The sequence below is a fragment of the Polaromonas sp. P1_A2 genome (genome assembly GCF_056406895.1).
Window position 1 is genome coordinate 959,595 of sequence record NZ_JBFTZI010000001.1, and the last position, 20,592, is coordinate 980,186.

Sequence of the window (20,592 nt, forward strand, 5' to 3'; positions counted from 1 at the left end):
GCATGACCAGCAAAAGAAAACTGCCCGACAACCTGCACCGCGACACGCTGGCCGTGCGCGTGGCGCTGGAGCCCAGCCAGCACGGCGAAAACTCCGAGGCGCTGTACCTGACCAGCGGCTTTGTGCAGCCCGATGCCGAGACCTCGGCGCGGCGTTTTGCCGACCCGACGGAAGGCTATACCTACGGCCGCACCTCCAACCCCACGGTCACGAGTTTTGAGCGCCGCCTCGCCGCGCTCGAAGGCACGGAAGCGGCCATAGGCGCCTCGACCGGCATGGGCGCCATCCTCATGATGTGCATGGGCCTGCTCAAGGCCGGCGACCACGTGATCTGCTCTCGCTCCATGTTCGGCTCGACCATCGCCCTGATAGGCCGTGAGTTCGGCAAGTTCGGCGTGGAAACCACCTTTGTCTCGCAGACCGACCTCAGCGAGTGGAAGGCCGCCCTGCGCCCCGGCACCAAGCTGCTGTTCGCCGAAACGCCGACGAACCCGCTGACTGAAGTGTGCGACATCCGCGCGCTGGCCGACCTGGCGCACAGCGTGGGCGCGCTGCTCGCGGTCGACAACTGCTTTTGCTCGCCGGCCCTGCAACGTCCCGTCGAGTTCGGCGCCGACCTGATCATGCATTCGGGCACCAAGTACCTGGACGGCCAGGGCCGCGTGATGGCGGGCGCGCTGTGCGGCCCGTCCAAGCTCATCGTCGACGTGTTCGGCCCGATTGTGCGCACCGCCGGCATGACGCTGGCGCCCTTTAACGCCTGGGTCGTGCTCAAGGGGCTGGAGACGCTGGGCATACGCATGCAGGCCCAGAGCGCCAACGCATTGGCCGTCGCGCAATGGCTGGAGACCCAGCCCGCCGTCAAGCGTGTCTATTACCCGGGCCTGGCCTCGCATCCGCAGCACGCGCTGGCCATGCGCCAGCAATCGGGTCTGGGCGGCGCGGTGCTGTCCTTTGACGTGCGCGGCGACACGCCCGAAGCGGCGCGCGCCAACGCCTTCCAGGTCATCAACAGCACGCAGGTGCTCAGCATCGCCACCAACCTGGGCGACACCAAGACCATCATCAGCCACTCGGCCACCACCTCGCACGGGCGCCTCAGCGAAGAGCAGCGCCAGGCCGCCGGCATAGGCCAGGGCCTGCTGCGCGTGGCCGTCGGGCTGGACCACGTGGACGACATCAAGGCCGACCTTTCCCGCGGCCTGGACCGCATCGCATGACAGCTCCCATGACGCAAAAGACCCGCACCCGCTTCGCCCCTTCACCGACCGGCTTCATCCACCTCGGCAACATCCGCTCCGCGCTGTACCCGTGGGCCTTTGCCCGCGCCACCGGCGGCGATTTCATCCTGCGCATCGAAGACACCGACGTGGAGCGCTCCAGCCAGCAGGCCGTTGACGTGATCATCGAAGGCATGCGCTGGCTGGGCCTGAACCACGACGAGGGCCCCTTCTTCCAGATGCAGCGCATGGACCGCTACAAGGCCGTGCTTGCGCAGATGCGCGCGGACGGCCTGGTCTACCCCTGCTACATGAGCGTGGCCGAGCTTGACGCCCTGCGCGAAAAGCAGATGGCCGCCAAGGAAAAACCGCGCTACGACGGCACCTGGCGTCCCGCGCCCGGCAAGACCCTGCCGCCCGTGCCCGAAGGCGTGCAGCCGGTGCTGCGCTTCATGAACCCGCAGGGCGGCAGCGTGGTCTGGGACGACAAGGTCAAGGGCCGCATCGAGATCAGCAACGACGAACTCGACGACCTGGTCATCGCGCGCCCCGACGGCACGCCGACCTACAACTTCTGCGTGGTGGTCGACGACATCGACATGGGCATGACCCATGTGATACGCGGCGACGACCACGTCAACAACACGCCGCGCCAGATCAACATCTTCAGGGCCCTGGGCAAGGAGCCGCCGGTCTACGCCCATTTGCCGACCGTGCTCAACGAGCAGGGCGAAAAACTCAGCAAGCGCAACGGCGCCAAGCCGGTCACGCAGTACGCCGCCGAAGGCTATCTGCCCGACGCCATGGTCAACTACCTGGCCCGCCTGGGCTGGAGCCACGGCGACGATGAAATCTTCAGCCGCGAGCAGTTCATTGCCTGGTTCAACCTGGACCACCTGGGCAAGAGCGCCGCGCAGTTCGACGAAGCCAAGCTGCGCTGGGTCAATGCCCAGCACCTCAAGGCCATGCCTGATGACAAGCTCGCCGAGGCGGTCGTTCCCTTTCTCGCGGCGCAGGGCGTCACGGGCCAGGACGCGGCCTGGATCGCGCGCGGCTGCGGCCTGTTCAAGGACCGCTGCAGCACGCTGGTGGAACTGGCTGGCTGGCTGCAGCGCCTGGTCACCGGCGGCCAGCCCGGCGCCGAAGACCTGGCCACGCATGTGACCGAGGCTGTGCGCCCCGCACTGGCCAAACTCGCCGACGCCCTGGGCAGCGCCGAGTGGAGCAAGGCCGCGATTTCCGCGGCCATCAAGCAGGTGCTGGCCGACACCGGCCTGAAGATGCCGCAGCTCGCCATGCCGGTGCGCGTGCTGGTGCTGGGCACGCCGCAAACCCCTTCGCTGGACGCGATTCTGGAGCTCATGAAACGCGAAGATGTGGTGTCCCGGCTCAAGCTTGTTTGAAGATTTGAAAAAGCCCGAATTTTCGGGCTATAATTCAAGGCTCGACACAATTGCAGGGTAACTTGCAATGGCTTGAAGGGGGTATAGCTCAGCTGGGAGAGCGCTTGCATGGCATGCAAGAGGTCAGCGGTTCGATCCCGCTTACCTCCACCAAAGTTTGTCGCGAAGAATTTGAGAGTTTGTACGGTTCTTGTGTCACAGCAGGGCCCGTTCCGGAAGTTCCAAGGTTTTGACCCCATCGTCTAGAGGCCTAGGACATCACCCTTTCACGGTGAGTACCGGGGTTCGAATCCCCGTGGGGTCGCCAGCATTCATCACGCCTCGCGCGTGATGCCCAAGGCGCAAGTTGACAACCGCCGTCCCGCAAGGGCAGGCGACTTGGCTCGAAAGAGCGAATGTTGTCACTACCAGGAGTGGTAGTTCAGTTGGTTAGAATACCGGCCTGTCACGCCGGGGGTCGCGGGTTCGAGTCCCGTCCACTCCGCCAGATCCGAAAAGGGCCTGCAAGATTTCTTGCAGGCCCTTTTTCTTTGGCTGTCGCCTTGTGCATGTCCGCATGCCCGGCTGGTATCAAAGGTAACGGTGCTCCCCCAGCGTGGAGCCCGCGGCGCGATTCGGTCATAATGAGAATAATTCCCATCTACGACGCGCGCGCCTGGTCAGCCACCGCCACATCTCGTCTGCCGCTTGGAGGGGTTCGTCTTTCCCCATGGCATTGACCGACCTGTGCTTGAGCGCTATTACCAAGAACTGCTGAACTTCTGTTCCCGCACGTTGCGCAACCGCGATGCCGCGGCCGATATCGTGCAGGAGAGTTACGCGCGCGTGCTGGCGGTGCAGCATTCGGGCCAGGCCGTGCCCGAGCCGCGCGCGCTGCTCTACCGCACGGTGCGCAACCTGCAGGTCGACCAGTACCGCCGCAGGGAGGTGCGCGGCGAGGCGCTGCAGCCGGATGCCGAGGCCTCTGCGGCCGAGCTCGACAATCTCGCGGCGCCGCAGGCCTGCGAGCCCGACGCGGCCGCTTCTTCGGCGCAGGGCGTGGACGCCCTGCTGGCCACCATAGACGCCTTGCCTCTGCGCTGCCGCGAGGCTTTTATCCTGCACAAGTTCGACGGCCTGCCGCATTCTGAAGTGGCCGAGCTGATGGGCATATCGCGAAAAATGGTCGAGCAGCACATCAAGCTGGCCCTGGACGCCTGCAGGCGCTGCCGCGATGCGCTGGATGGAACGCCCGCCGCGGCCCCGCTACCGAAACTGAGAAGAAGAAAACCCGCCCGCGAATGAGCCTTTGCCAACATTCCTGTTTCCCAGGCCTAGGGTTTTGGCGGGCTCGTGCGTCTACATCCAGGAGCCGATAAGCACGCCATGAATACCCCGCCGCCAGCCCAACCGCCAGCCGCACCGTCCACAGAAACCGACGAGGCGGCGCTGGACTGGTTCGTCCGGCGTTCCGGCGGGCCATTCGATGCGGAGGACGAGGCCGGCTTCCAGGCCTGGTTTGCATCGGACAGCGCCCACCGCGCGGCCTTCGCGCGCCACCAGGACGACTGGCGCGCGCTCGACGCATTGCCTGAGGAGGGCCTCCGCACACTGAGGCGGAACTTCGCCGACGACAAGGCAGCCGCCGCCCATGCGGCACCGCGTCGGCGCACCTGGTGGCGTGAACTCGCCGGCTGGACACCGCAAGCCGCGCTGGCCGCCGTGGCGCTCATGGTGTCCTGCGGCGGCTACCTGGCCTGGAACCTCTGGCAGCAGCAAGCGTTGTACACGCAGAGTTTCGCCACCGCGCGCGGCCAGCAGCTCGAAGTGACCTTGCCCGAGGGCAGCCGCCTGCGGCTGGACACGCTGAGCACCGCCGAGGTGGCGATTTACCGCGGGCGCCGCGAGGTCCGCCTGCCGCAGGGCCAGGCCATGTTCCAGGTCGCGGGCGATGCGGGGCGTCCCTTCGACGTGCTGGCCGGCCCTTTGCGCATCACGGTGGTCGGCACGCGCTTTTCGGTGCGCTACACGCCGGGCGTGCCGGGCCGGGCGGGCGTGCAGGTCGCCGTGGAAGAAGGGCGGGTGCGCGTGGCGCAAGCCGGGCGTTCCAGCGTGAACGAGGCGGCCGTCGAACTTGTCGCCGGCCAGCAGATCGCCAGCGACATGGCGGGGCTGCTGGGTGCAGTCTCCGCCGTTTCCGCCGCGGGCATCGCGCCCTGGCGTGAAAGCCGCGTGAGTTTTGACGACACGCCGCTGGCCCAGGCCCTGGCCGAGTTCGAGCGTTACGGCCCGGCGCACCTGAGCGTGGGGGACCCGGCCGTCGCCGCGCTGCGCGTGACCGGCACCTTCGACCCGCGCCGGCCGGGCAACTTCGCCCGCCTGCTACCGCAGGTCCTGCCGGTGCGGCTGCGCGAGCAGGGCGGCGAGGCCGAGATCATCTCCGCCGGGCATTAAGCGGCTATTAGCAGGGGGCAATTCCGCGGCGCAAAAAAAATTGCGCACGACCTAGGGTTTCCCAAAGCCCATGCGTCTACTTGAGAAGGATTCTTATTTACCCCTTCTTCGGAGATTTGCACGCATGCCTCGTTCCCGCTTCCACCTGCCCCCCTTGGCCCTGGCTTTGGCCCTCGGCAGCTCGGTGGTTTATTCCCAAGGCTCCCAAGGCGCGGCCACCCCCCTGCAGATCAGCATGGCGGCGCAGCCCCTGGCCCAGGCGCTCAACACCCTGGCGCGGCAGGCCGGGCTGGAACTCATGGTGCAGCCCGCGCTGGTCGCCGGCAAGACGGCGCCCGCTGTCTCCGGCCGGCTGACGCCGCAAGAGGCGCTGGACCGCCTGCTGGCCGGCAGCGGCCTGGCGGCGGCCATAGACGGCAACGTGTTTGTCGTGAAGCCGGCTTCAGCCGCAGCGGTGGCGCCTGGCGCGCAGACCTTGCGCGTGGTGACCGTGACGGCCGGCGCCGAGCAGGAAACGGCGACCAGCGGCGGCAATGGTTATGTCGCCAAACGCAGCGCCGCGGGCTCCAAGACCGACACGCCCATCCTCGAGACGCCGCAGTCCATCTCGGTGATCACCAAGCAGCAGCTCGAAGACCAGAAGCCGCGCAGCGTTCCCGAGGCGCTGAACTACTCGCCCGGCGTTTTCACCGGCCTGGTGGGTTCCTCCAACCGCTACGACTACGTGGCCCTGCGCGGCTTCAAGGACAGCAGTGTGGACAGCACCCTGCTCGACGGCCTGCGCATGCTGAGCGACCAGGGCAGCTACACCTCCATGCAGGTTGACCCCTATTTCCTCGAGCGCATCGACGTGGTGCGCGGCCCGGCCTCGGTGCTTTACGGCCGCGCCTCGCCGGGCGGCCTGGTGGCGCTGACCAGCATGACGCCGCAGTACCAGCCCTACCGCGAAGTGCAGCTCACCCTGGGCAACCGCAACCGCCGCGAAGCCGCCGTAGACCTCTCCGGCCCCATCGACAAGGACGGCGTGATGGCTTTTCGCCTGACGGCGCTGTCGCGCTCACTCGATTCGCAGTTCAACACCGTCAAGGAAGAGCGCCAGGCGCTGGCCGCGTCCCTGGCGATCAACCCCTCCACCGACACACGCCTGCTGCTGCAGGCCTACCTGCAGGACGACCCCAATGGCAGCTACCACAGCGGCGTTCCCGCCGACGCCAGCCTCAATGCGGGCCACAACGGCCAGCTGATCTCGCGCTACTTTTTTGATGGGGACCCCAGCGTCGAAAAATACCAGCGCAAGCAGAGCTTCCTTGGCTACCAGTTTGAACATGCCTTTAACGACAGCTGGAAGTTCCGCCAGAACTTCCGCCACGTGCGGGCCGACACCACGCTGCGCCAGATCTACGGCTACGGCTGGGCCGGCGCCAATGAGCTGACGCGCTATTACTCGGGCGCCAACGAATCAACCCGCGGCAACACCATCGACAACCAGCTCGAAGGCCATTACCAGACGGGCGCGCTCAAGCACACCGTGCTGGCCGGGCTGGACTACCAGAAGCGCCGCGTCAGCGGCAACTGGGAATCGGGCAGCGCGCTGCCCATCAATGTGTTCACCCCGAGCTACGGCGCCCCGGGCCTGGCCGGCGTGACCAGCGACCCGATAGACCGCAAGCTCGAACAGACCGGCCTTTACCTGCAAAACCAGACCGAGCTGGACCGCTGGCGCTTCACGCTGGGCGGCCGCATGGACTGGGCCAAGGCCTCCAACCAGTACGGCACCGGCAACCCGGCCCAGTGGAGCGGCTCCAAGTTCACCAAGCGGGCGGGCGTCGTCTACCTGTTCGACAACGGCGTCGCGCCCTATGTGGGTTATTCCGACGGCTTCAACCCCAGCTTGCGCAACGACCGGCAGGGCAACAACCTGGCGCCCGCCGAGACCAAGCAACTCGAGGTCGGCATCCGCTACCAGCCCAAGGACTCCAACACCCTGCTGTCGGCGGCGGTCTACGAGCTGTCGCAAAAAAATGTCGCCACGCGACCGGTGGGCGCCAGCTACTTCGAGCCCACCGGCAAGGTGCGCTCGCGCGGCCTGGAGCTGGAAGCCCGCTCGCAGCTGAGCCGCAGCGTGTCGATGATCGCGAGCTACAGCTACACCGACATGAAGTTCACCGAGTCCTCGGACGGCTTTACCGGCAACACGCCCTACCAGGCGCCGCGCCACATGGCCGCGCTCTGGGGCGACTGGAACTTCGCGCCGGGCTACACCGCGGGTGGGGGTGTGCGTTACGTGGGCTCCAGCTGGGTTGACAACGCCAACAGCATGAAGGTACCGCCCTACACCCTGGTGGACCTGATGCTGCGCGTCGACCTGGCCCAGCTGAACCCTTCGTTCAAGGGTGCGAACCTGCGCCTTGCCGTGAACAACCTTTTCGACAAGAGCTATGTGGCCTCCTGCCTGAGCCAGCAGTACTGCTACTGGGGCGACGCGCGCAGCGCCACCGCGACCGTGACCTACCAGTGGTAGGGCAGTGGTAAAGCACTGTTAGGAAAAGCGGCCGGTGCAGCAACCGGCCGCGGGAATTCTTTTCGACCAACGTGGCGCGCCGCCCCGGCGTGCCAGTCCATCAGGGAGTTGAGTGCCATGAACAAGAATATCTATGACTTTGTTGCGATAGGGCTGGGGCCTTTTAACCTGAGCCTGGCCTGCCTGGCCGAGCCCATCGCCGGCCTGAACGCGGTCTTTCTGGAGCGCAACGCGGAGTTCAACTGGCATCCCGGGATGCTGATCGACAACACCACGCTGCAAAACCCCTTCCTGGCCGACCTGGTCAGCCTGGCGGACCCGACGAGCCACTTCAGCTTCCTCAACTACTGCAAGGAAGAGGGGAAGATTTACTCCTACTACTTCCGCGAAAGTTTTTACCTGACGCGCGCCGAGTACAACGCCTACTGCCGCTGGGCCGCGGCGCGGCTGGGCAAGGCGCGCTTTGAGCACGAGGTGCAGGAGATCGTGCACGACGCCGAGGCCGGCTGTTATGTGGTCACCGGCGTGCAGGGGCCGCAGCGCGAGCCCTTCATCATGCGCTGCCGCAAGCTGGTGCTGGGCGTGGGCTCCAAGCCCATGTTCCCCCAGTGCTGCGCGCCGGACGGCCACCGCTACCTGCACACCGCCGACTACATCAGCCGCAAGGCCGAACTGCAGACAAAAAGCTCCATCACCATCGTCGGCAGCGGCCAGAGCGCGGCCGAGGTCTACCACGACTTGCTGAAAGAAGCCGAGGCGCACGATTACAGCCTGACCTGGATCACCCGCTCCTCGCGCTTCTTCCAGATGGAAACCACCAAGCTCACGCTGGAGATGTTCTCGCCGGACTACATCGACTATTTCTACAACCTCGACGACCGCAAGAAGGAGCGCGTCATCCGCGCGCAGGACAGCCTGTACAAGGGCGTCAATGCCAGCCTGATCAACCAGATCTACGACCTCCTGGACGACAGGCGCAAGCAGGGGCCGCTGCGCACCCACCTGATCACCAATTGCGAGCTGCAGGGCTGCCGCTACGACGCGGGCAAGGGCTGCTACGAGATCGAATTCCGCCAGCTCGACTGCGAGGCGCGTTATGCGCACCGCAGCGAAGGCCTGGTCTTCGCCACCGGCTACCGTGAGAACATCCCGCCCTTTGTCGACGGCATACGCCATCGGCTGCGCTGGGACGAGCAGGGGCGCTACCGGCTGGCGCGCAACTATGCCGCCGATTTCAACGGCAGCGAGATTTTTGTGCAGAACGCCGGCCAGCACACCCACGGCATGACCAACCAGGACCTGGGGATGAGCTGCTACCGCAACTCCTACATCCTGCGGGAACTGACCGGCGTCGAGCACTACAAGATAGAGCGGCGCGTTGCGATCCAGGATTTCAGCATCCCGTCCACCGCGGACTTTGTCCTGCTCTGAGGCTTGAGGCATACAGCATGAAGCTCAGATTCCACATCATCACCATGACGGTGCTGGCCGTCATCAGCGACGCCATCCTGATTCCGTTCTACCCGCAGTTCTTCAGCGCGCGCTATGGGCTAGACAGCCCCGTGCATGTGGGCGCTTACGTGGCGGCGATTTCCATCGCCGTGATGTGCACGCTACCCTTCTGGGCGCGCGTGGCGCGCCGCGTCGAGCCGCTACACCTGCTGGTCTACACACAGTTCGCGGCCGGCACCTTCAGCCTGCTGAGCGACTGGGCGCCCACCGTCGAGATCTACTGGGTGCTGTCCATGCTGATGTTCATGTGCAAAAGCAGCTATTTGCTGATGTACCCCTACATGATGCGGCTGACCCCCAAGGAAGAGCACGCGGCCACCATAGGCATTCTCTCGGTGGTGGTGCATTTCGGCGCCATCTTCGGGGCGGTGGTGGGCGGCTTTGTGCTGCAGACCTGGGGGCCGCGCGCCAGCATTTTTGCCATGGCGGCCGGCGACTACTTCCAGATGGCGGTCTGCTTCTACCTGATACGCAGCGGAAAAATCATCCGCGTCAACAGTGGCGCGCAGGCGCTGGCCGAGGCCACCGAGGCGCGCCGCGTCGGCCTGCTGGCCCGCCTGCCCGTCCTGAAGCTGGCACTCGTGATGCTGATGTTCGACTTCAGCGCCTACCTGATACGCCCCTTCTTTGCGCTCTACTGGCAGAAGATCACCGGCAACGACAGCGAGCTGCTCTCCGGCATGGCCTTTGCCATCCCCGGTGTGGTGGCCATCGCCGCGCTGCGCCTGCATGCCTGGCTGCGCGCGCGCGGCGGCGAGCTGCCCGACCACACGCTGGGCAACCTGCTGCTGGGCGCCGCCGGCCTGCTGCTGCATGCCGCGCCCGATCCGCTGCTGGTGGTGCTGGGGCGCGTGCTCTACGGCTGGGCTTTCTTCCAGATCATCGTCAAGCTGGAAGTCAACCTGTTCCGCTTGTCCACGCCCCAGCGTTATGCGCAGGACTACAGCATCACCAACTTCTTCCAGAACATGGGCGTGCTGCTGTCCTCCTTCGCGGCGGGCGCCATCGTCAATCGCTACGGCCTGCATCTGCCCTTTCTGCTGGCGGCCGGCGGCTTTGTGCTCACCGCGCTGCTGGACCGTCTGATCCTTAAAGTGCCCAGCGCCGGGCATTTGGCCGAAGGCGGCAATGCCAACCCCCTGAAGGAGCCTGTCCATGCCAATTGACATGATTGATACGCTGCACCGCCGCGCCGACGCCGAGATCCGGCCTTACCGCGACGAAGCCGGTTTTGTGTTCCGCCCGCTGCGCATACCGCAGGACATCCCCACGCTGCACCGCTGGTTTATCCAGGAGCGCGCTGCCTTCTGGCTGATGCAGGACAAAAGCGAAGCCGAGGTCCGCGAGGCCTACCAGCGCATGCTGGATTCCGGCAGCGCCACGCCTTACATCGGCTGGGAAGGCGGCCGGCCGGCCTTTCTGGCCGAATGCTACGACCCCGCGCAGGACCGCATCCGGGCCTTTTACGAGGTACGCCCCGGCGACCTGGGCATGCACATCTTTATCGCGCCGCCCGAGCGGCGCATCGCCGGCTATTCGCGCAGCGTGTTCCATGCGCTGATGCGCTTTATGTTCGCGCACCTGGGCGCACGGCGCATCGTCGTCGAGCCCGATGCCAGCAATCACAAGGTCCATGCCTTGAACCGGTCGGCGGGCTTTGCCTACGACCGCGATGTGGTCTTCCCCGAGAAGATCGCCAGCCTCGCCTTCTGCACACGGCGGGATTTTGAACAGGCTACGGCCGCCACCCTAGAGGAAGTCCATTCATGAACGTCACCATCGCCCATCAGACCGCGCACGACCCGGCCGGATTCGCCGCCCACCTGACGCCCGAGGCCTGGGCCCAGGCCAACCGCCTGCTGCTGCGCAAGGCCATCGCCGAATACGCCCACGAGCTCATCGTCGAACCCGAGCAGTTGCGCCCGCGTGAAGGCGGCTTCGCGCTCTACCAGTTGTTCTCGGACGACGGCGCCGCCTGCTACCAGTTCGAGGCCAGGCGCCTGGCGCTGCGCCACTGGTTTATCAAGCCCGACTCCATCCACAAATACCTCAAGGGCGCCGAGCAGCCGCTGGACGCGCTGCAGTTCATCATCGAATGCCGCCAGCGGCTGGGCATACGCGATGAGCTGCTGCCGATTTACCTCGACGAGATCAGCAGCACCTTGTTCGGCAGCGCCTACAAGCGCACGAAGGCCGATGCCCCCAGCAGCGCCCAGCTGGCCGACGCCACCGACTTCCAGACGATTGAAGTCGCCATGACCGAAGGCCACCCGGGTTTTGTCGCCAACAATGGCCGCCTGGGTTTCACCGCGGCCGACTACCAGGCTTACGCGCCCGAGGCCGGCTCGCAGATCCGCGTGATCTGGCTGGCCGTGCACAAGGACCATGCGGCTTTCTCCAGCATCTCCACGCTCAGCTATGAACAGCTGCTGGCCGAGGAACTCGGGCAGGAGACCGTGGACGGCTTTACCCGCGAGGTCGCCGCGCTGGGTGTCGACCCGGCCGACTACAACTTCATGCCGGCCCATCCCTGGCAGTGGTTCAACAAGCTGTCCATCGCCTTCGCCGGCTATGTGGCCCAGCGCAAGATCATCTGCCTGGCCTACGGCCGCGACAGCTACATCGCCCAGCAGTCCATACGCACTTTCTTCAACACCAGCGACCGCAGCAAGCGTTATGTCAAAACCTCGCTGTCCATCCTGAACATGGGCTTTATGCGCGGCCTGTCGCCGTATTACATGTCGGGCACACCGGCCATCAACGAATTCATCAAGAAGCTGGTGGATGGCGATGCCTTCCTGCGCGCCAACGGCTTCACCATCCTGCGCGAAGTCGCGTCCATAGGCTTTCGCAACCATTACTACGAGGCCGCGATACCGGTGGACACGCCGTACAAAAAAATGTTCTCGGCGCTGTGGCGAGAAAGCCCGCTGCCCTTGCTCAAGCCCGGCGAACGCCTGATGACCATGGCCGCGCTGCTGCACGTCGACAAGGACGGCCATGCCTTGCTGCCCGAGCTGATACGCCGCTCTGGCCTCGCTACCCAAGCCTGGCTCAAGAGCTACCTGAAGGCCTACCTCACGCCGCTGCTGCACTGCTTCTACAAACACGACCTCACCTTTATGCCGCACGGCGAGAACCTGATCCTGGTGCTCGACAAGCATGTGCCGGTGCGCGCCATCATGAAAGACATCGCCGAGGAGTGCGCCATCCTCAACATCGAGGCCAAGGCGAATTTGCCCGAGCGTGTCGAGCGCCTGGCGGTTGATGTGCCCGACCATTTCAAGTTGCTGGGCATCTTTATCGACGTGTTCGACGGCGTGCTGCGCCACATCAACCAGGTGCTGGTCGAAAACGCCTGTTGCAGCGAAGACGACTTCTGGCGCGCGGTGGCCGACTGCGTCTGCGACTACGAGGACGCCCATCCCGAGATGGCCGCCAAGTTCGCGCACTACGACATGTTTGTGCCCGAGTTCCTGCATTCCTGCCTGAACCGCCTGCAGCTGGGCAACAACGTGCAGATGGTCAACCTGGCCGATCCCGCGTCCAGCCTCAAGATGGCCGGCAACCTGGTGAACCCGATTGCCGGCATGCGCCGCCGCGCCGCGACCCGGTCCGTGGCGGAACCGGTGGTGGAAAGCGTCGCATGAGTTTTGACATGCGGTCAGGGGATTCGGTGCACGAGGTTGCACCGATGCCGGCATGGGCCAACGCGCCCGATGCCGACCTTGCCCGCGTGTTGCAACTGGCCGCGGGTATCGCACCCGCGCTGCGCGGAGAGCAGGGCGGGGCGGCGGCGCCCGGCGCGCTGCGCTATGACGGCTCGGTAGCGGCGGCAGCTCCTTTGCAGGCGCTGTGCCGTCACTGGGCACAGGCCTACCCCGAAGCCGGTGCCCACTATGTGGCGCTGCGCTGCTGGGGGCTGGCGATCTGGCAGCCGGTCTACCTCGGCGTGATCGCCGCCCACCTGGACAGCCATGTGCCTGTGCTTGCCGGCCTCACGCAGCCCGTGGTGGCCGGATTCCCCAGCGGTTTCCAATTGCCGGCGCATGCGCCCATGAAAGCCGAGTCGCTGGCTTCGCGCATGCGGCTGGCGGCCGGCGAGTTGCGCAGCTTGTGTGATGCCACGCGCACGGCCCTCATGCCGCTGGTGGCCCTGCACGGCCGCGCCGCCGACCGGCTGCAGGCCGAGTGTGTGCTGGGTGCGCTGCTGCTGGTGCACCGCAGCAGCCCTGGTCTTTTTGAGGACGCCAGGGTCGCCGCGCTGGGAGAGGCGTGGTTGGCGCAACTGGGTATCAGCGGCGGCTGTGGCATGTTTGCCTACCGCGCACGCGACGGGACGCCCGCGCTGGCGCTGGACCGCAAGGTCTGCTGCCATTACTTTCGCCGCCATGACGGCGAGAAATGCAGCACCTGTCCCAAGCTCCCGCTCGACAAGCGTATCGCCCGATTGCAGGCCGATCCTTTGTAGTCCGGGCCATTGATTTTGCGATGCGGCCTGCCTTTGAAGGCCGGCGCGCGTTGCCACGCCCTGGAGAATTCCATGAACGATATCGCACGCCTGGTGCATCTCATGCCGGCGGCTCCGCAGCTGCCCGTCAGCGCTTACTTCGACGAAGCCCTGTTCGCGCAAGAACAGGCTTTGATCTTCAACAAGGCCGCCCGCTACATAGGCCACGAAAAAGCCGTGCCTCAGGTCGGCGACTGGCATCGCCTTGCGCAGGAAGGCGGCGGCCGTGTGCTGGTGCGCAACCCGCAAGGTGTGGAGCTGCTGTCCAATGTCTGCCGGCACCGGCAGGCCTTGATCCTGGGCGGCGAGACCGGCAACGTGAGCGGGCCGGCCAACCCCAAGGGCAATCTTGCGGCGGCCGGCGGGCACATTGTCTGCCCCTTGCACCGCTGGACTTACAACAGCAGCGGCGAGCTGCTGGGCGCGCCGCAGTTCGAGCAAAAACCCTGCAAAAACCTGCAGCGCTTTCCCCTGCGCAACTGCCACGGCCTGCTGTTCGAAGGCCCGCGCGACCCGGCGCGGGACATGGCGCCGCTGTTTGAAAGGCCGGAATTCGATTTTTCGGACTATGTGCTGGCCCACGTCGAGGTGCACCCCTGCCACTACAACTGGAAGACTTTTATCGAGGTCTACCTGGAGGACTACCACGTCGCGCCCTTCCACCCAGGCCTGGGCAGCTTTGTGAGCTGCGACCAGCTGAGCTGGGACTTTGCCGACTGGTACAGCATGCAGCGCGTCGGCGTGCACGAGTCCTTGAGCACGCCCGGCTCCGACATCTACAGCACATGGCATGAGCGCCTGCTGCAATACCGCACCGGCACGCCGCCCGATTTCGGCGCGGTCTGGGTCACCTACTTTCCCACCCACATGATCGAGCTGTATCCGCATGTGCTGGTGCTGTCCACGCTCTACCCCAAAGGGCCGCAGGAGACGGTCAACGTGGTCGAGTTTTATTACCCCGAAGAGATCGCCGCCTTCGAGCCGGAATTCATGGAAGCGCATCGCGCCGCCTATATGGAAACCGCCAGGGAAGACGATGAGATCGGCGAGCGCATGGACGCGGGCCGGCGCGCGCTGCTGGCGCGCGGCGTCTCGGACACCGGGCCCTACCAGTCGCCGCTGGAAGACGGCATGCGGCATTTCCACGAGTGGTACCGACGCACCATGGGGGCAGACTGCCCGGCTTGACGCCGTGGGCTTGAAGCCGGAGGGCTGCCGGCCCCACAATGCAGCCATGCGCAAACATTTCTCCGAAACCACGGGCCCGCAGCGGCTCACCCTGGGCCTGGTGACCGGATTGATCGTGGCGGCATTGCCGCTGCCCCTGGGCTGGCAGTTCTGCGGCCTGCTGGGCTGGTGCGCCGGCGTCAGCGTTTACCTGGGCCTGGCCTGGTGGCTGTGCGTGCGCTTTGACGCCCAACGCACACGCGAACGCGCACAGGCGCAGGACGAGCCCAGCGTCGTGCTGTTCTTGCTGATGCTGCTGGCCACCATGGCCTGCGTCGCGGCCATCACGCTCGTGATGCAGCAGGCCAAAAACCTCTCGGGCATGGAGCGCACTTTCCAGATCGTGCTCTCCGTCGCGGCGCTGGCCGCCTCCTGGCTGTTCATGCAAACGATTTACGCGTTTCGTTATGCGCACCGCTATTACCAGGAAGAAAAGCTCAAGGAGCCCGACGGCCCCGGCCTGCAGTTCCCCGGCGGGCTGGACCCGGATTACTTCGACTTCCTGTACTACGCCCACGTGGTTGGCATGACCTCGCAGGTCTCCGACGTGCAGGTCACCTCGCGCGAGATGCGCCGGCTCACGCTGGTGCACAGCGTGCTGTCCTTCGGCTTCAACATGCTGATCCTGGCGCTCAGCATCAATGTGGTGGCGGGAGCGTTGCAGTAGGAATCGGCTGCTTGCTTCGCGCTAGTCCATATTGAGGAGGCGGCAACCATGCTGGCCGCCTAGAATCGCCTTGCAGATCTTGCGGGCGCAATGGCCATAAGCTTGCTGTACACCTTTAGCGGAGTTCTTAAAAGATGTTTTTTTCTCACCACGGTCGAACATCATTGCTTCTGATTATTGGTCTTTGGGGGATCTCGATGAATCCCGCCCTGGCCCAAGCGCAGAAGCTCAGTCCTGAAGTGCTGGATGAGTTGAAAAAAGTCGCCGCCATCTACGGAATGATCCAGACGGATTATGTGAAGCCCGTAGAAGGCACCGCAGTCCTGGCCTCCTGCATGAAGGGCATGCTGAATAAGCTGGACGCGCAATCCACCTTCATGGACAAAGAGGAGTTCGAAGACCTCCTGCGAGGGCCTTCAAAAGATGCTGTCGGCATTGGTGTCGAGATAGTCGTTCGTGCCGGTTTGCCAACCGTGGTCGCGGCCATTGATGGCTCTCCCGCGTCTCGAGCCGGGCTCCGCCCCAAGGACTACATCCTGGAGATCGATGGCCATTCCATGGAGGAGAGCGAGGCCCAGGACGCTGTAAAGAGGTTGCGGGGAAAGCCCGGTACAACCGTCAACCTGACCATCAGGCGCCCGGGCGAGATGGAGAACCGCTCGCTTGCGCTGGTGAGAGAGCCGGCCCCTCTCAAGCGGGTATCTTCACGGCGGACACCGTTTGACATCGGATATTTGCGCATTCCCAGCGTCAACGACAACACGGCAGCCGATGTGCGCGCGGAGTTCCGCAAGCTTCAAGCCGCCGGCCCCCTGCGTGGTCTGGTACTCGACCTGAGAAACTCCCCCGGCGGGCTGCTGCTGTCATCGATCGAACTGGCGGCGATGTTCTTGCCTCCGGATGCGCCTGTCGTCAGCACGGAGGGCCGCCTGTCCGAATCGAACAAGGCCTGGACGGCAAACAGAGACGAGATTCTGAAAAGCAGCTATGCAAAACGCGACGACTGGCCTGAGGCCATGAAGTCCGTACCGTTGCTTGTTCTTGTCAATGCGGGTACTGCGTCCGGCGCAGAGATCATCGCAGCGGCATTGAGAGACAACAACCGGGCCAAATTGATGGGAAGCAAGACCTTCGGCCGGGGAACGATTCAGACGATCAGGCCGTTGTCGAAAGACGCGGCAATCAAGCTGACCACCGCGTTTTACAAAACGCCAGGTGGCCGGCAATTGCAAGGGAACGGCCTGGAGCCGGACCTGCAGGCGCCAGAGCTCCAGCGACTGGAAGACGCAGGGACGGACCAGGATGCTGGTTTGAGCAAGGCGATCGGCTGGCTTCGTGCGCCATCATGAGATGGAGAGGTATTTTTACGTTATAGCCAACTCTTCCATCGAGAGGACGCCGACCCGCGACCCGGTCGGCGTCTCTCATGTGAACCCTTAAGCGACGATGAGCGACTGGGAATGCAAAACGTGCGGAGCTTTCAATAGTTTGGGCGTTCCTGTTTGCCATACGTGCAACAGGGCGCGTCACGCGTCTCGGGATTCGAGCCACAAAGAGCAGAATTTCGCCGCTTCAGGGGCCACGGGCTGCCTTTTAGTCATCGGTGTCGCTGTGTTTTCAGGGCTCTGGTTTCTCTATAGCCTGCTCGCGAGCGTTTGCTGGATATGCAAGTAGCATATGTTTCTTCTGTTGTTGTCCAAGCCTAAGGCGACTTCGCCGCTGGCGTTCTGGTCTGATTACCTTAAACCTTAGCCATGACGATGCATACTCAAACTCAAGCAAAAAATTCCGTGTGGCGCTGCCTTTCTTTGCTGGCGGTGACCGTGTTGCTTTCGTCGTGCGGCACTCCCTTCGTGTACAAGGCAGCTGCCGGGCCTGACGTTGCGACAGTCCGACTTCGCAATGCGAGCGGAAGTTGGGTTCGGGCCATGGAGTCGCACAAGGGCGATTGCACAGACATGTGGTTTTTTGGTGACAACAGGGAGAACATCAATTCCGGAACGACTCGGGTTACGACGGTTTCTCCAGGCACCTTCCTCGTGCTAAACGTCGTGGGGAATGTTGGAGTGGGCGTGGGAACAGGCGCCGCGGGTTCATTTTCCGTCTCCTCCTGCAAGTTCAATGTTGGCTTCGTCGCCGAGCCCAATGCGACGTACGAACTCACCTACGGAGGATCGGCGGGTGGATGCACCCTGCGCGCAACGGTGCAAACTTCCACCGGCATCCAACAGTTGCCGCTGACGAAGATGGACTTGAAAAACCTGTTGGGTCCTCAGTCATGTGTTCGCGCAGGAAGCTAAGAGTGCCAATAGCGGCTAACGGTTCGTTCAACATGGAACTGCAATTGTTGAATTCCATCGAATCCTGACTCACGTAGGCCCTATCCCCTAGTTTTGACGGAAGGGTCAGGCCTCGGGTTCGTGGCAAACCGCTTCGAGGTTGTGCCCATCCGGACCAATGACAAAAGCCGCATAGTAGTTCGCGTGGTAGTGGGGGCGCAGGCCGGGTGCGCCATTGTCCTTACCGCCCGCTTCCAGCGCCGCGCGATAGAAATCCTCGACTTGCCGGCGATTGCTGGCGATAAACGCGAGGTGAAGATGCGCTGGTTTCTCCTCGGTCTGGAACAGGCACAAGGAAGCCTTGGCCTTTGAACTCAGCTCAACGCCATAGGCCGGCGGCCCCTCCGAGGCAATAGTGACGCCGAGCGGCTCAAGCGCCTTAAGGAAGAAGGCCTTGCTCGCCGCATAGTCGCTGACGCCGAATTTGACGTGGTCAAACATGGGTTCTCCTGAAAGGTATGGGCCTGAGCGAGGCCTGGCGTTGCCCGACGGATGGTTCAGGGCTGATTCGTTTCCTGCCAAAGCTGCGGATTACTGCGAAAGAAGCGCAGCAACTCCTCGAACTTGGCTTCATCATCCGCATACGGATTCGGAACCGACTTGTACGCTCGCTCGGCAGCCTCTTCATCGGCAGGTGCTTTACGAACCGATACCAATGCCTTGGCGAGGGCTTGTGCTTCGGCGTGCATGCCGATACGGTCGTAGGCATCGACGGCAAGCTGAAGAAGCTCCTCGCCCGCGTTGGTCAGTGCGGTCCAGCCGTTGAACTCATAGTCGTCTTCCAGCCAGAAGACCGGAAATGCGAGTTGAAAGGCGAGGGGCCACTCGGCAAACCTGGCCTGCGCTTCTTCGCTGATATGCAGGGGCATGTAACTCAGGATTTCGAGGAACAGATCGTCATCGGCGACCGACCAGAAGTCAAGCGGTATGGGGTCGCTGTGGGCGCGCTCCGGGTAGAAGCGGTGCATATAGTCCTGCAGGGCGCGCAGGGACGGCTCAAGCACGGACGGCGGCGCGTAGGGCGGCATTGGTGGGCCCCGGGCCTTACATCACCAGGCAAAAATGGAACTGGTCCGCCTCCTGCTCGGCCTCGGATACCTTGGCCAGGCAGTCTTCCAGTTCCTCGATGAGTTCGGGGCGCAGCTTTTCCTTGATGCCTTTGACTTCGCCTGATTTCAAGCGCTCGATGATTTTGGTGAGCGAGGGCAAGGCATCGGCGGGCGCAAACCACTTTTCGTTTTCGGCAATCCACGATTCGGGGAGATCGTCCTCGGAAAAGTTGTACTGCATGTCGGTGGTGTCGATGAAGTCTGACAGCGCACGCACACCCAGGCTTTTGGCGAGTTCATCGAGTGCTTCAGAAGCCTTGCAAAACAGCGAGTGGTCGTAGTCGTCGCCTGAATCATCGGTGCCGACCCTGGACTTTCTGCGGACCCAAATTGTGTCGCTCATGCTTTCCTCCGTAGTGTGGGGCTGTCAAACCACGCCAATATATCCCGATCTACTTCGCCGGGCTCACATAACGCGCATAGAGCTTGCCGGCCAGCTTCTGCATCACATCGTCGGTATTCGGCGTCGCCACATTGGCCATGACGACGATGGCCGCGTCGCGTTCGGTGTCCACCCAGATATAGGCCTTGTTCATATTGTTGGAGCCGCCATGGAAAGCGACGGGGTAGGGCGTCCAGGCCATTTGGGTGGAGCCCCAGCCCAGCGCGTACCGTGCCGCGCCCGATACCGTGGTGGAGGCGGTCGAGGCGGCCGACATGGAGACCACGGGCGTCACGAGTTTTTTCATGGTTTCGGGTTTGACCAGGAAGGGCGCGCGTTTGCCTTGCCCCGCCATCCAGCTGCCCCACTGCACAAAATCCAGCACCGACATATGCGCGGTGCCGGCCGGGCTGATGACCAGGGGGTTGTCGGCTTCGGGGCCGCCTATCATGGCCTTGAGCTTGCCGTCGACCACGGCATGGCCCAGCGGCGCGTCTATGCGGCCCAGCGTGGCTTGCGGGCCTATGCCGGCGCTCGTGAGTTTGAGCGGCGTGAACACGCGCTCCGTGATCAGCTCTTCCCAGGATTTTTCGCCCACACGCTCAATCATGGCGCCGGCCAGGGTGTAGCCGAGGTTGGAATAGGCAAAGGACGCGCCGGGCTCCCGGGCCAGTGGTTTGGTGACGGTCTGCTGGACCATCCAGTAGCGCTGGTCGTTGAGGTTACCCGGCTGGAACACCACCTTGGCCAGCAGCGCGTCAAAGTCCGCGTTGTCCGAAGGCAGGCCGCTGGTGTGCGACAGCAATTGGGTCAGCGTGACGCGTTTGACACCGGCATCCATGCCGGCGGCGAGTTCGGGAAAGACCTGCTCAAACGTGCTGTCCCAGCGCAGCTTGCCGGCCTCCACCATCATGGCGGCCAGCAGGGAGGTCATGGCCTTGGTGTCCGAACCTATGTGAAAACGGTCCTGGTGCGTGACGGGGATGGTGGTACCGACACGGCGCGTGCCGCCCGTGCCCACGGCCATCAGCTGGCCCTTGCTGACCACCGCGGCGGCCAGCGCGGGAAAGCCTGCCTCCTTGGCTTCCGCGCTGACCATGGCATCGAGCGAGTCCTGGGCCTGCGCGCTACCTGCGGAGGCGATCAGGCAGAGGCCAGTGAGCAGGGCGCGCAAGCCCGTTGTTGAAACCATGGAAGTGATAGCGCGTCCGGTCTGGCTGGAAGCATGAAACTGCAGCATGTGAGTCGCCCTTGTTGTGTGAACCAGGT

At 64.0% G+C, this 20,592-nt stretch carries 18 protein-coding genes and 3 tRNA genes; 17 read left to right on the forward strand and 4 right to left on the reverse strand.

What is annotated here, in order from left to right; genetic code table 11:
* The first annotated feature begins 2 nt into the window (after positions 1-2).
* The 17 genes from AC1D09_RS04580 (at position 3) to AC1D09_RS04660 (ending at position 17,793) form a co-directional block, all read left to right on the forward strand.
* The gene (locus AC1D09_RS04580) at positions 3-1,220 is read left to right on the forward strand and encodes an O-succinylhomoserine sulfhydrylase (protein WP_477660619.1); all 1,218 of its coding nucleotides are present in this window, start codon (positions 3-5) and stop codon (positions 1,218-1,220) included.
* Between the two features lie 8 nt (positions 1,221-1,228).
* Entirely contained in the window at positions 1,229-2,623 is a 1,395-nt protein-coding gene (gene gltX, locus AC1D09_RS04585) for a glutamate--tRNA ligase (RefSeq protein WP_477660620.1), read from the forward strand.
* Positions 2,624-2,700: 77 nt separating this feature from the next.
* A tRNA-Ala gene (locus AC1D09_RS04590) sits at positions 2,701-2,776 on the forward strand.
* 78 nt (positions 2,777-2,854) lie between these two features.
* Positions 2,855-2,930, forward strand: a tRNA-Glu gene (locus AC1D09_RS04595).
* 103 nt (positions 2,931-3,033) lie between these two features.
* Positions 3,034-3,110, forward strand: a tRNA-Asp gene (locus AC1D09_RS04600).
* Positions 3,111-3,349: 239 nt separating this feature from the next.
* Positions 3,350-3,907 (forward strand): sigma-70 family RNA polymerase sigma factor, encoded by a 558-nt coding sequence (locus AC1D09_RS04605; protein ID WP_477660621.1) that lies wholly within the window; start codon positions 3,350-3,352, stop codon positions 3,905-3,907.
* An 81-nt stretch (positions 3,908-3,988) separates the two neighbouring features.
* Positions 3,989-5,056 (forward strand): FecR family protein, encoded by a 1,068-nt coding sequence (locus tag AC1D09_RS04610; protein WP_477700951.1) that lies wholly within the window; start codon positions 3,989-3,991, stop codon positions 5,054-5,056.
* A gap of 124 nt (positions 5,057-5,180) precedes the next feature.
* Positions 5,181-7,577 carry a TonB-dependent siderophore receptor gene (locus AC1D09_RS04615; RefSeq protein WP_477660623.1) on the forward strand — a complete coding sequence of 799 codons (2,397 nt, stop codon included), beginning with the start codon at positions 5,181-5,183 and terminating at the stop codon, positions 7,575-7,577.
* A 117-nt stretch (positions 7,578-7,694) separates the two neighbouring features.
* Complete coding sequence (locus tag AC1D09_RS04620; protein ID WP_477700952.1) at positions 7,695-9,008, forward strand: lysine N(6)-hydroxylase/L-ornithine N(5)-oxygenase family protein; 1,314 nt, start codon at positions 7,695-7,697, stop codon at positions 9,006-9,008.
* Between the two features lie 17 nt (positions 9,009-9,025).
* A complete protein-coding gene (locus tag AC1D09_RS04625) occupies positions 9,026-10,255 on the forward strand; it encodes an MFS transporter (protein WP_477660625.1) in 1,230 nt (409 codons plus the stop codon).
* A complete protein-coding gene (locus tag AC1D09_RS04630; RefSeq protein ID WP_477660626.1) occupies positions 10,245-10,859 on the forward strand; it encodes a GNAT family N-acetyltransferase in 615 nt (204 codons plus the stop codon). The genes AC1D09_RS04625 and AC1D09_RS04630 overlap by 11 nt, the downstream gene beginning before the upstream one ends.
* The gene (locus tag AC1D09_RS04635) at positions 10,856-12,739 is read left to right on the forward strand and encodes an IucA/IucC family protein (RefSeq protein ID WP_477660627.1); all 1,884 of its coding nucleotides are present in this window, start codon (positions 10,856-10,858) and stop codon (positions 12,737-12,739) included. The genes AC1D09_RS04630 and AC1D09_RS04635 overlap by 4 nt, the downstream gene beginning before the upstream one ends.
* Positions 12,736-13,560, forward strand: a complete 825-nt coding sequence (locus AC1D09_RS04640; RefSeq protein ID WP_477660628.1) for a siderophore ferric iron reductase — start codon at positions 12,736-12,738, stop codon at positions 13,558-13,560. The genes AC1D09_RS04635 and AC1D09_RS04640 overlap by 4 nt, the downstream gene beginning before the upstream one ends.
* 72 nt (positions 13,561-13,632) lie before the next feature.
* The gene (locus AC1D09_RS04645) at positions 13,633-14,787 is read left to right on the forward strand and encodes an aromatic ring-hydroxylating oxygenase subunit alpha (RefSeq protein ID WP_477700953.1); all 1,155 of its coding nucleotides are present in this window, start codon (positions 13,633-13,635) and stop codon (positions 14,785-14,787) included.
* Positions 14,788-14,833: 46 nt separating this feature from the next.
* Complete coding sequence (locus AC1D09_RS04650; RefSeq protein ID WP_477660630.1) at positions 14,834-15,493, forward strand: DUF1345 domain-containing protein; 660 nt, start codon at positions 14,834-14,836, stop codon at positions 15,491-15,493.
* A 164-nt stretch (positions 15,494-15,657) separates the two neighbouring features.
* Entirely contained in the window at positions 15,658-16,842 is a 1,185-nt protein-coding gene (locus AC1D09_RS04655) for a S41 family peptidase (RefSeq protein ID WP_477660631.1), read from the forward strand.
* A gap of 405 nt (positions 16,843-17,247) precedes the next feature.
* Positions 17,248-17,793, forward strand: coding sequence for a hypothetical protein (locus AC1D09_RS04660; RefSeq protein WP_477660632.1), 546 nt, complete (start codon positions 17,248-17,250; stop codon positions 17,791-17,793).
* Positions 17,794-17,898: 105 nt separating this feature from the next.
* On the opposite strand, the gene AC1D09_RS04665 is transcribed toward AC1D09_RS04660, so the two are convergent.
* From AC1D09_RS04665 to AC1D09_RS04680, 4 genes are read right to left on the reverse strand one after another with little or no spacing between them, the layout of a single operon-like run.
* Positions 17,899-18,273: a VOC family protein gene (locus AC1D09_RS04665; protein ID WP_477660633.1), complete on the reverse strand. Its 375-nt coding sequence runs from the start codon at positions 18,271-18,273 to the stop codon at positions 17,899-17,901.
* 56 nt (positions 18,274-18,329) lie between these two features.
* A complete protein-coding gene (locus AC1D09_RS04670) occupies positions 18,330-18,836 on the reverse strand; it encodes a DMP19 family protein (RefSeq protein ID WP_477700954.1) in 507 nt (168 codons plus the stop codon).
* 40 nt (positions 18,837-18,876) lie between these two features.
* Positions 18,877-19,284: a hypothetical protein gene (locus AC1D09_RS04675; RefSeq protein ID WP_477660635.1), complete on the reverse strand. Its 408-nt coding sequence runs from the start codon at positions 19,282-19,284 to the stop codon at positions 18,877-18,879.
* A gap of 49 nt (positions 19,285-19,333) precedes the next feature.
* Positions 19,334-20,515, reverse strand: a complete 1,182-nt coding sequence (locus tag AC1D09_RS04680; RefSeq protein WP_477700955.1) for a serine hydrolase domain-containing protein — start codon at positions 20,513-20,515, stop codon at positions 19,334-19,336.
* Positions 20,516-20,592: the final 77 nt, after the last annotated feature.

Coding starts and splice junctions, on each gene's coding strand:
- AC1D09_RS04620 (WP_477700952.1), top strand. CDS start 7,695: ATGAACAAGAATATCTATGACTTTGTTGCGATAGGGCTGGGGCCTTTT.
- AC1D09_RS04660 (WP_477660632.1), top strand. CDS start 17,248: ATGACGATGCATACTCAAACTCAAGCAAAAAATTCCGTGTGGCGCTGC.
- AC1D09_RS04680 (WP_477700955.1), bottom strand. CDS start 20,515: ATGGTTTCAACAACGGGCTTGCGCGCCCTGCTCACTGGCCTCTGCCTG.
- gltX (WP_477660620.1), top strand. CDS start 1,229: ATGACGCAAAAGACCCGCACCCGCTTCGCCCCTTCACCGACCGGCTTC.
- AC1D09_RS04650 (WP_477660630.1), top strand. CDS start 14,834: ATGCGCAAACATTTCTCCGAAACCACGGGCCCGCAGCGGCTCACCCTG.
- AC1D09_RS04580 (WP_477660619.1), top strand. CDS start 3: ATGACCAGCAAAAGAAAACTGCCCGACAACCTGCACCGCGACACGCTG.
- AC1D09_RS04610 (WP_477700951.1), top strand. CDS start 3,989: ATGAATACCCCGCCGCCAGCCCAACCGCCAGCCGCACCGTCCACAGAA.
- AC1D09_RS04615 (WP_477660623.1), top strand. CDS start 5,181: ATGCCTCGTTCCCGCTTCCACCTGCCCCCCTTGGCCCTGGCTTTGGCC.
- AC1D09_RS04635 (WP_477660627.1), top strand. CDS start 10,856: ATGAACGTCACCATCGCCCATCAGACCGCGCACGACCCGGCCGGATTC.
- AC1D09_RS04645 (WP_477700953.1), top strand. CDS start 13,633: ATGAACGATATCGCACGCCTGGTGCATCTCATGCCGGCGGCTCCGCAG.
- AC1D09_RS04630 (WP_477660626.1), top strand. CDS start 10,245: ATGCCAATTGACATGATTGATACGCTGCACCGCCGCGCCGACGCCGAG.
- AC1D09_RS04640 (WP_477660628.1), top strand. CDS start 12,736: ATGAGTTTTGACATGCGGTCAGGGGATTCGGTGCACGAGGTTGCACCG.
- AC1D09_RS04665 (WP_477660633.1), bottom strand. CDS start 18,273: ATGTTTGACCACGTCAAATTCGGCGTCAGCGACTATGCGGCGAGCAAG.
- AC1D09_RS04675 (WP_477660635.1), bottom strand. CDS start 19,284: ATGAGCGACACAATTTGGGTCCGCAGAAAGTCCAGGGTCGGCACCGAT.
- AC1D09_RS04625 (WP_477660625.1), top strand. CDS start 9,026: ATGAAGCTCAGATTCCACATCATCACCATGACGGTGCTGGCCGTCATC.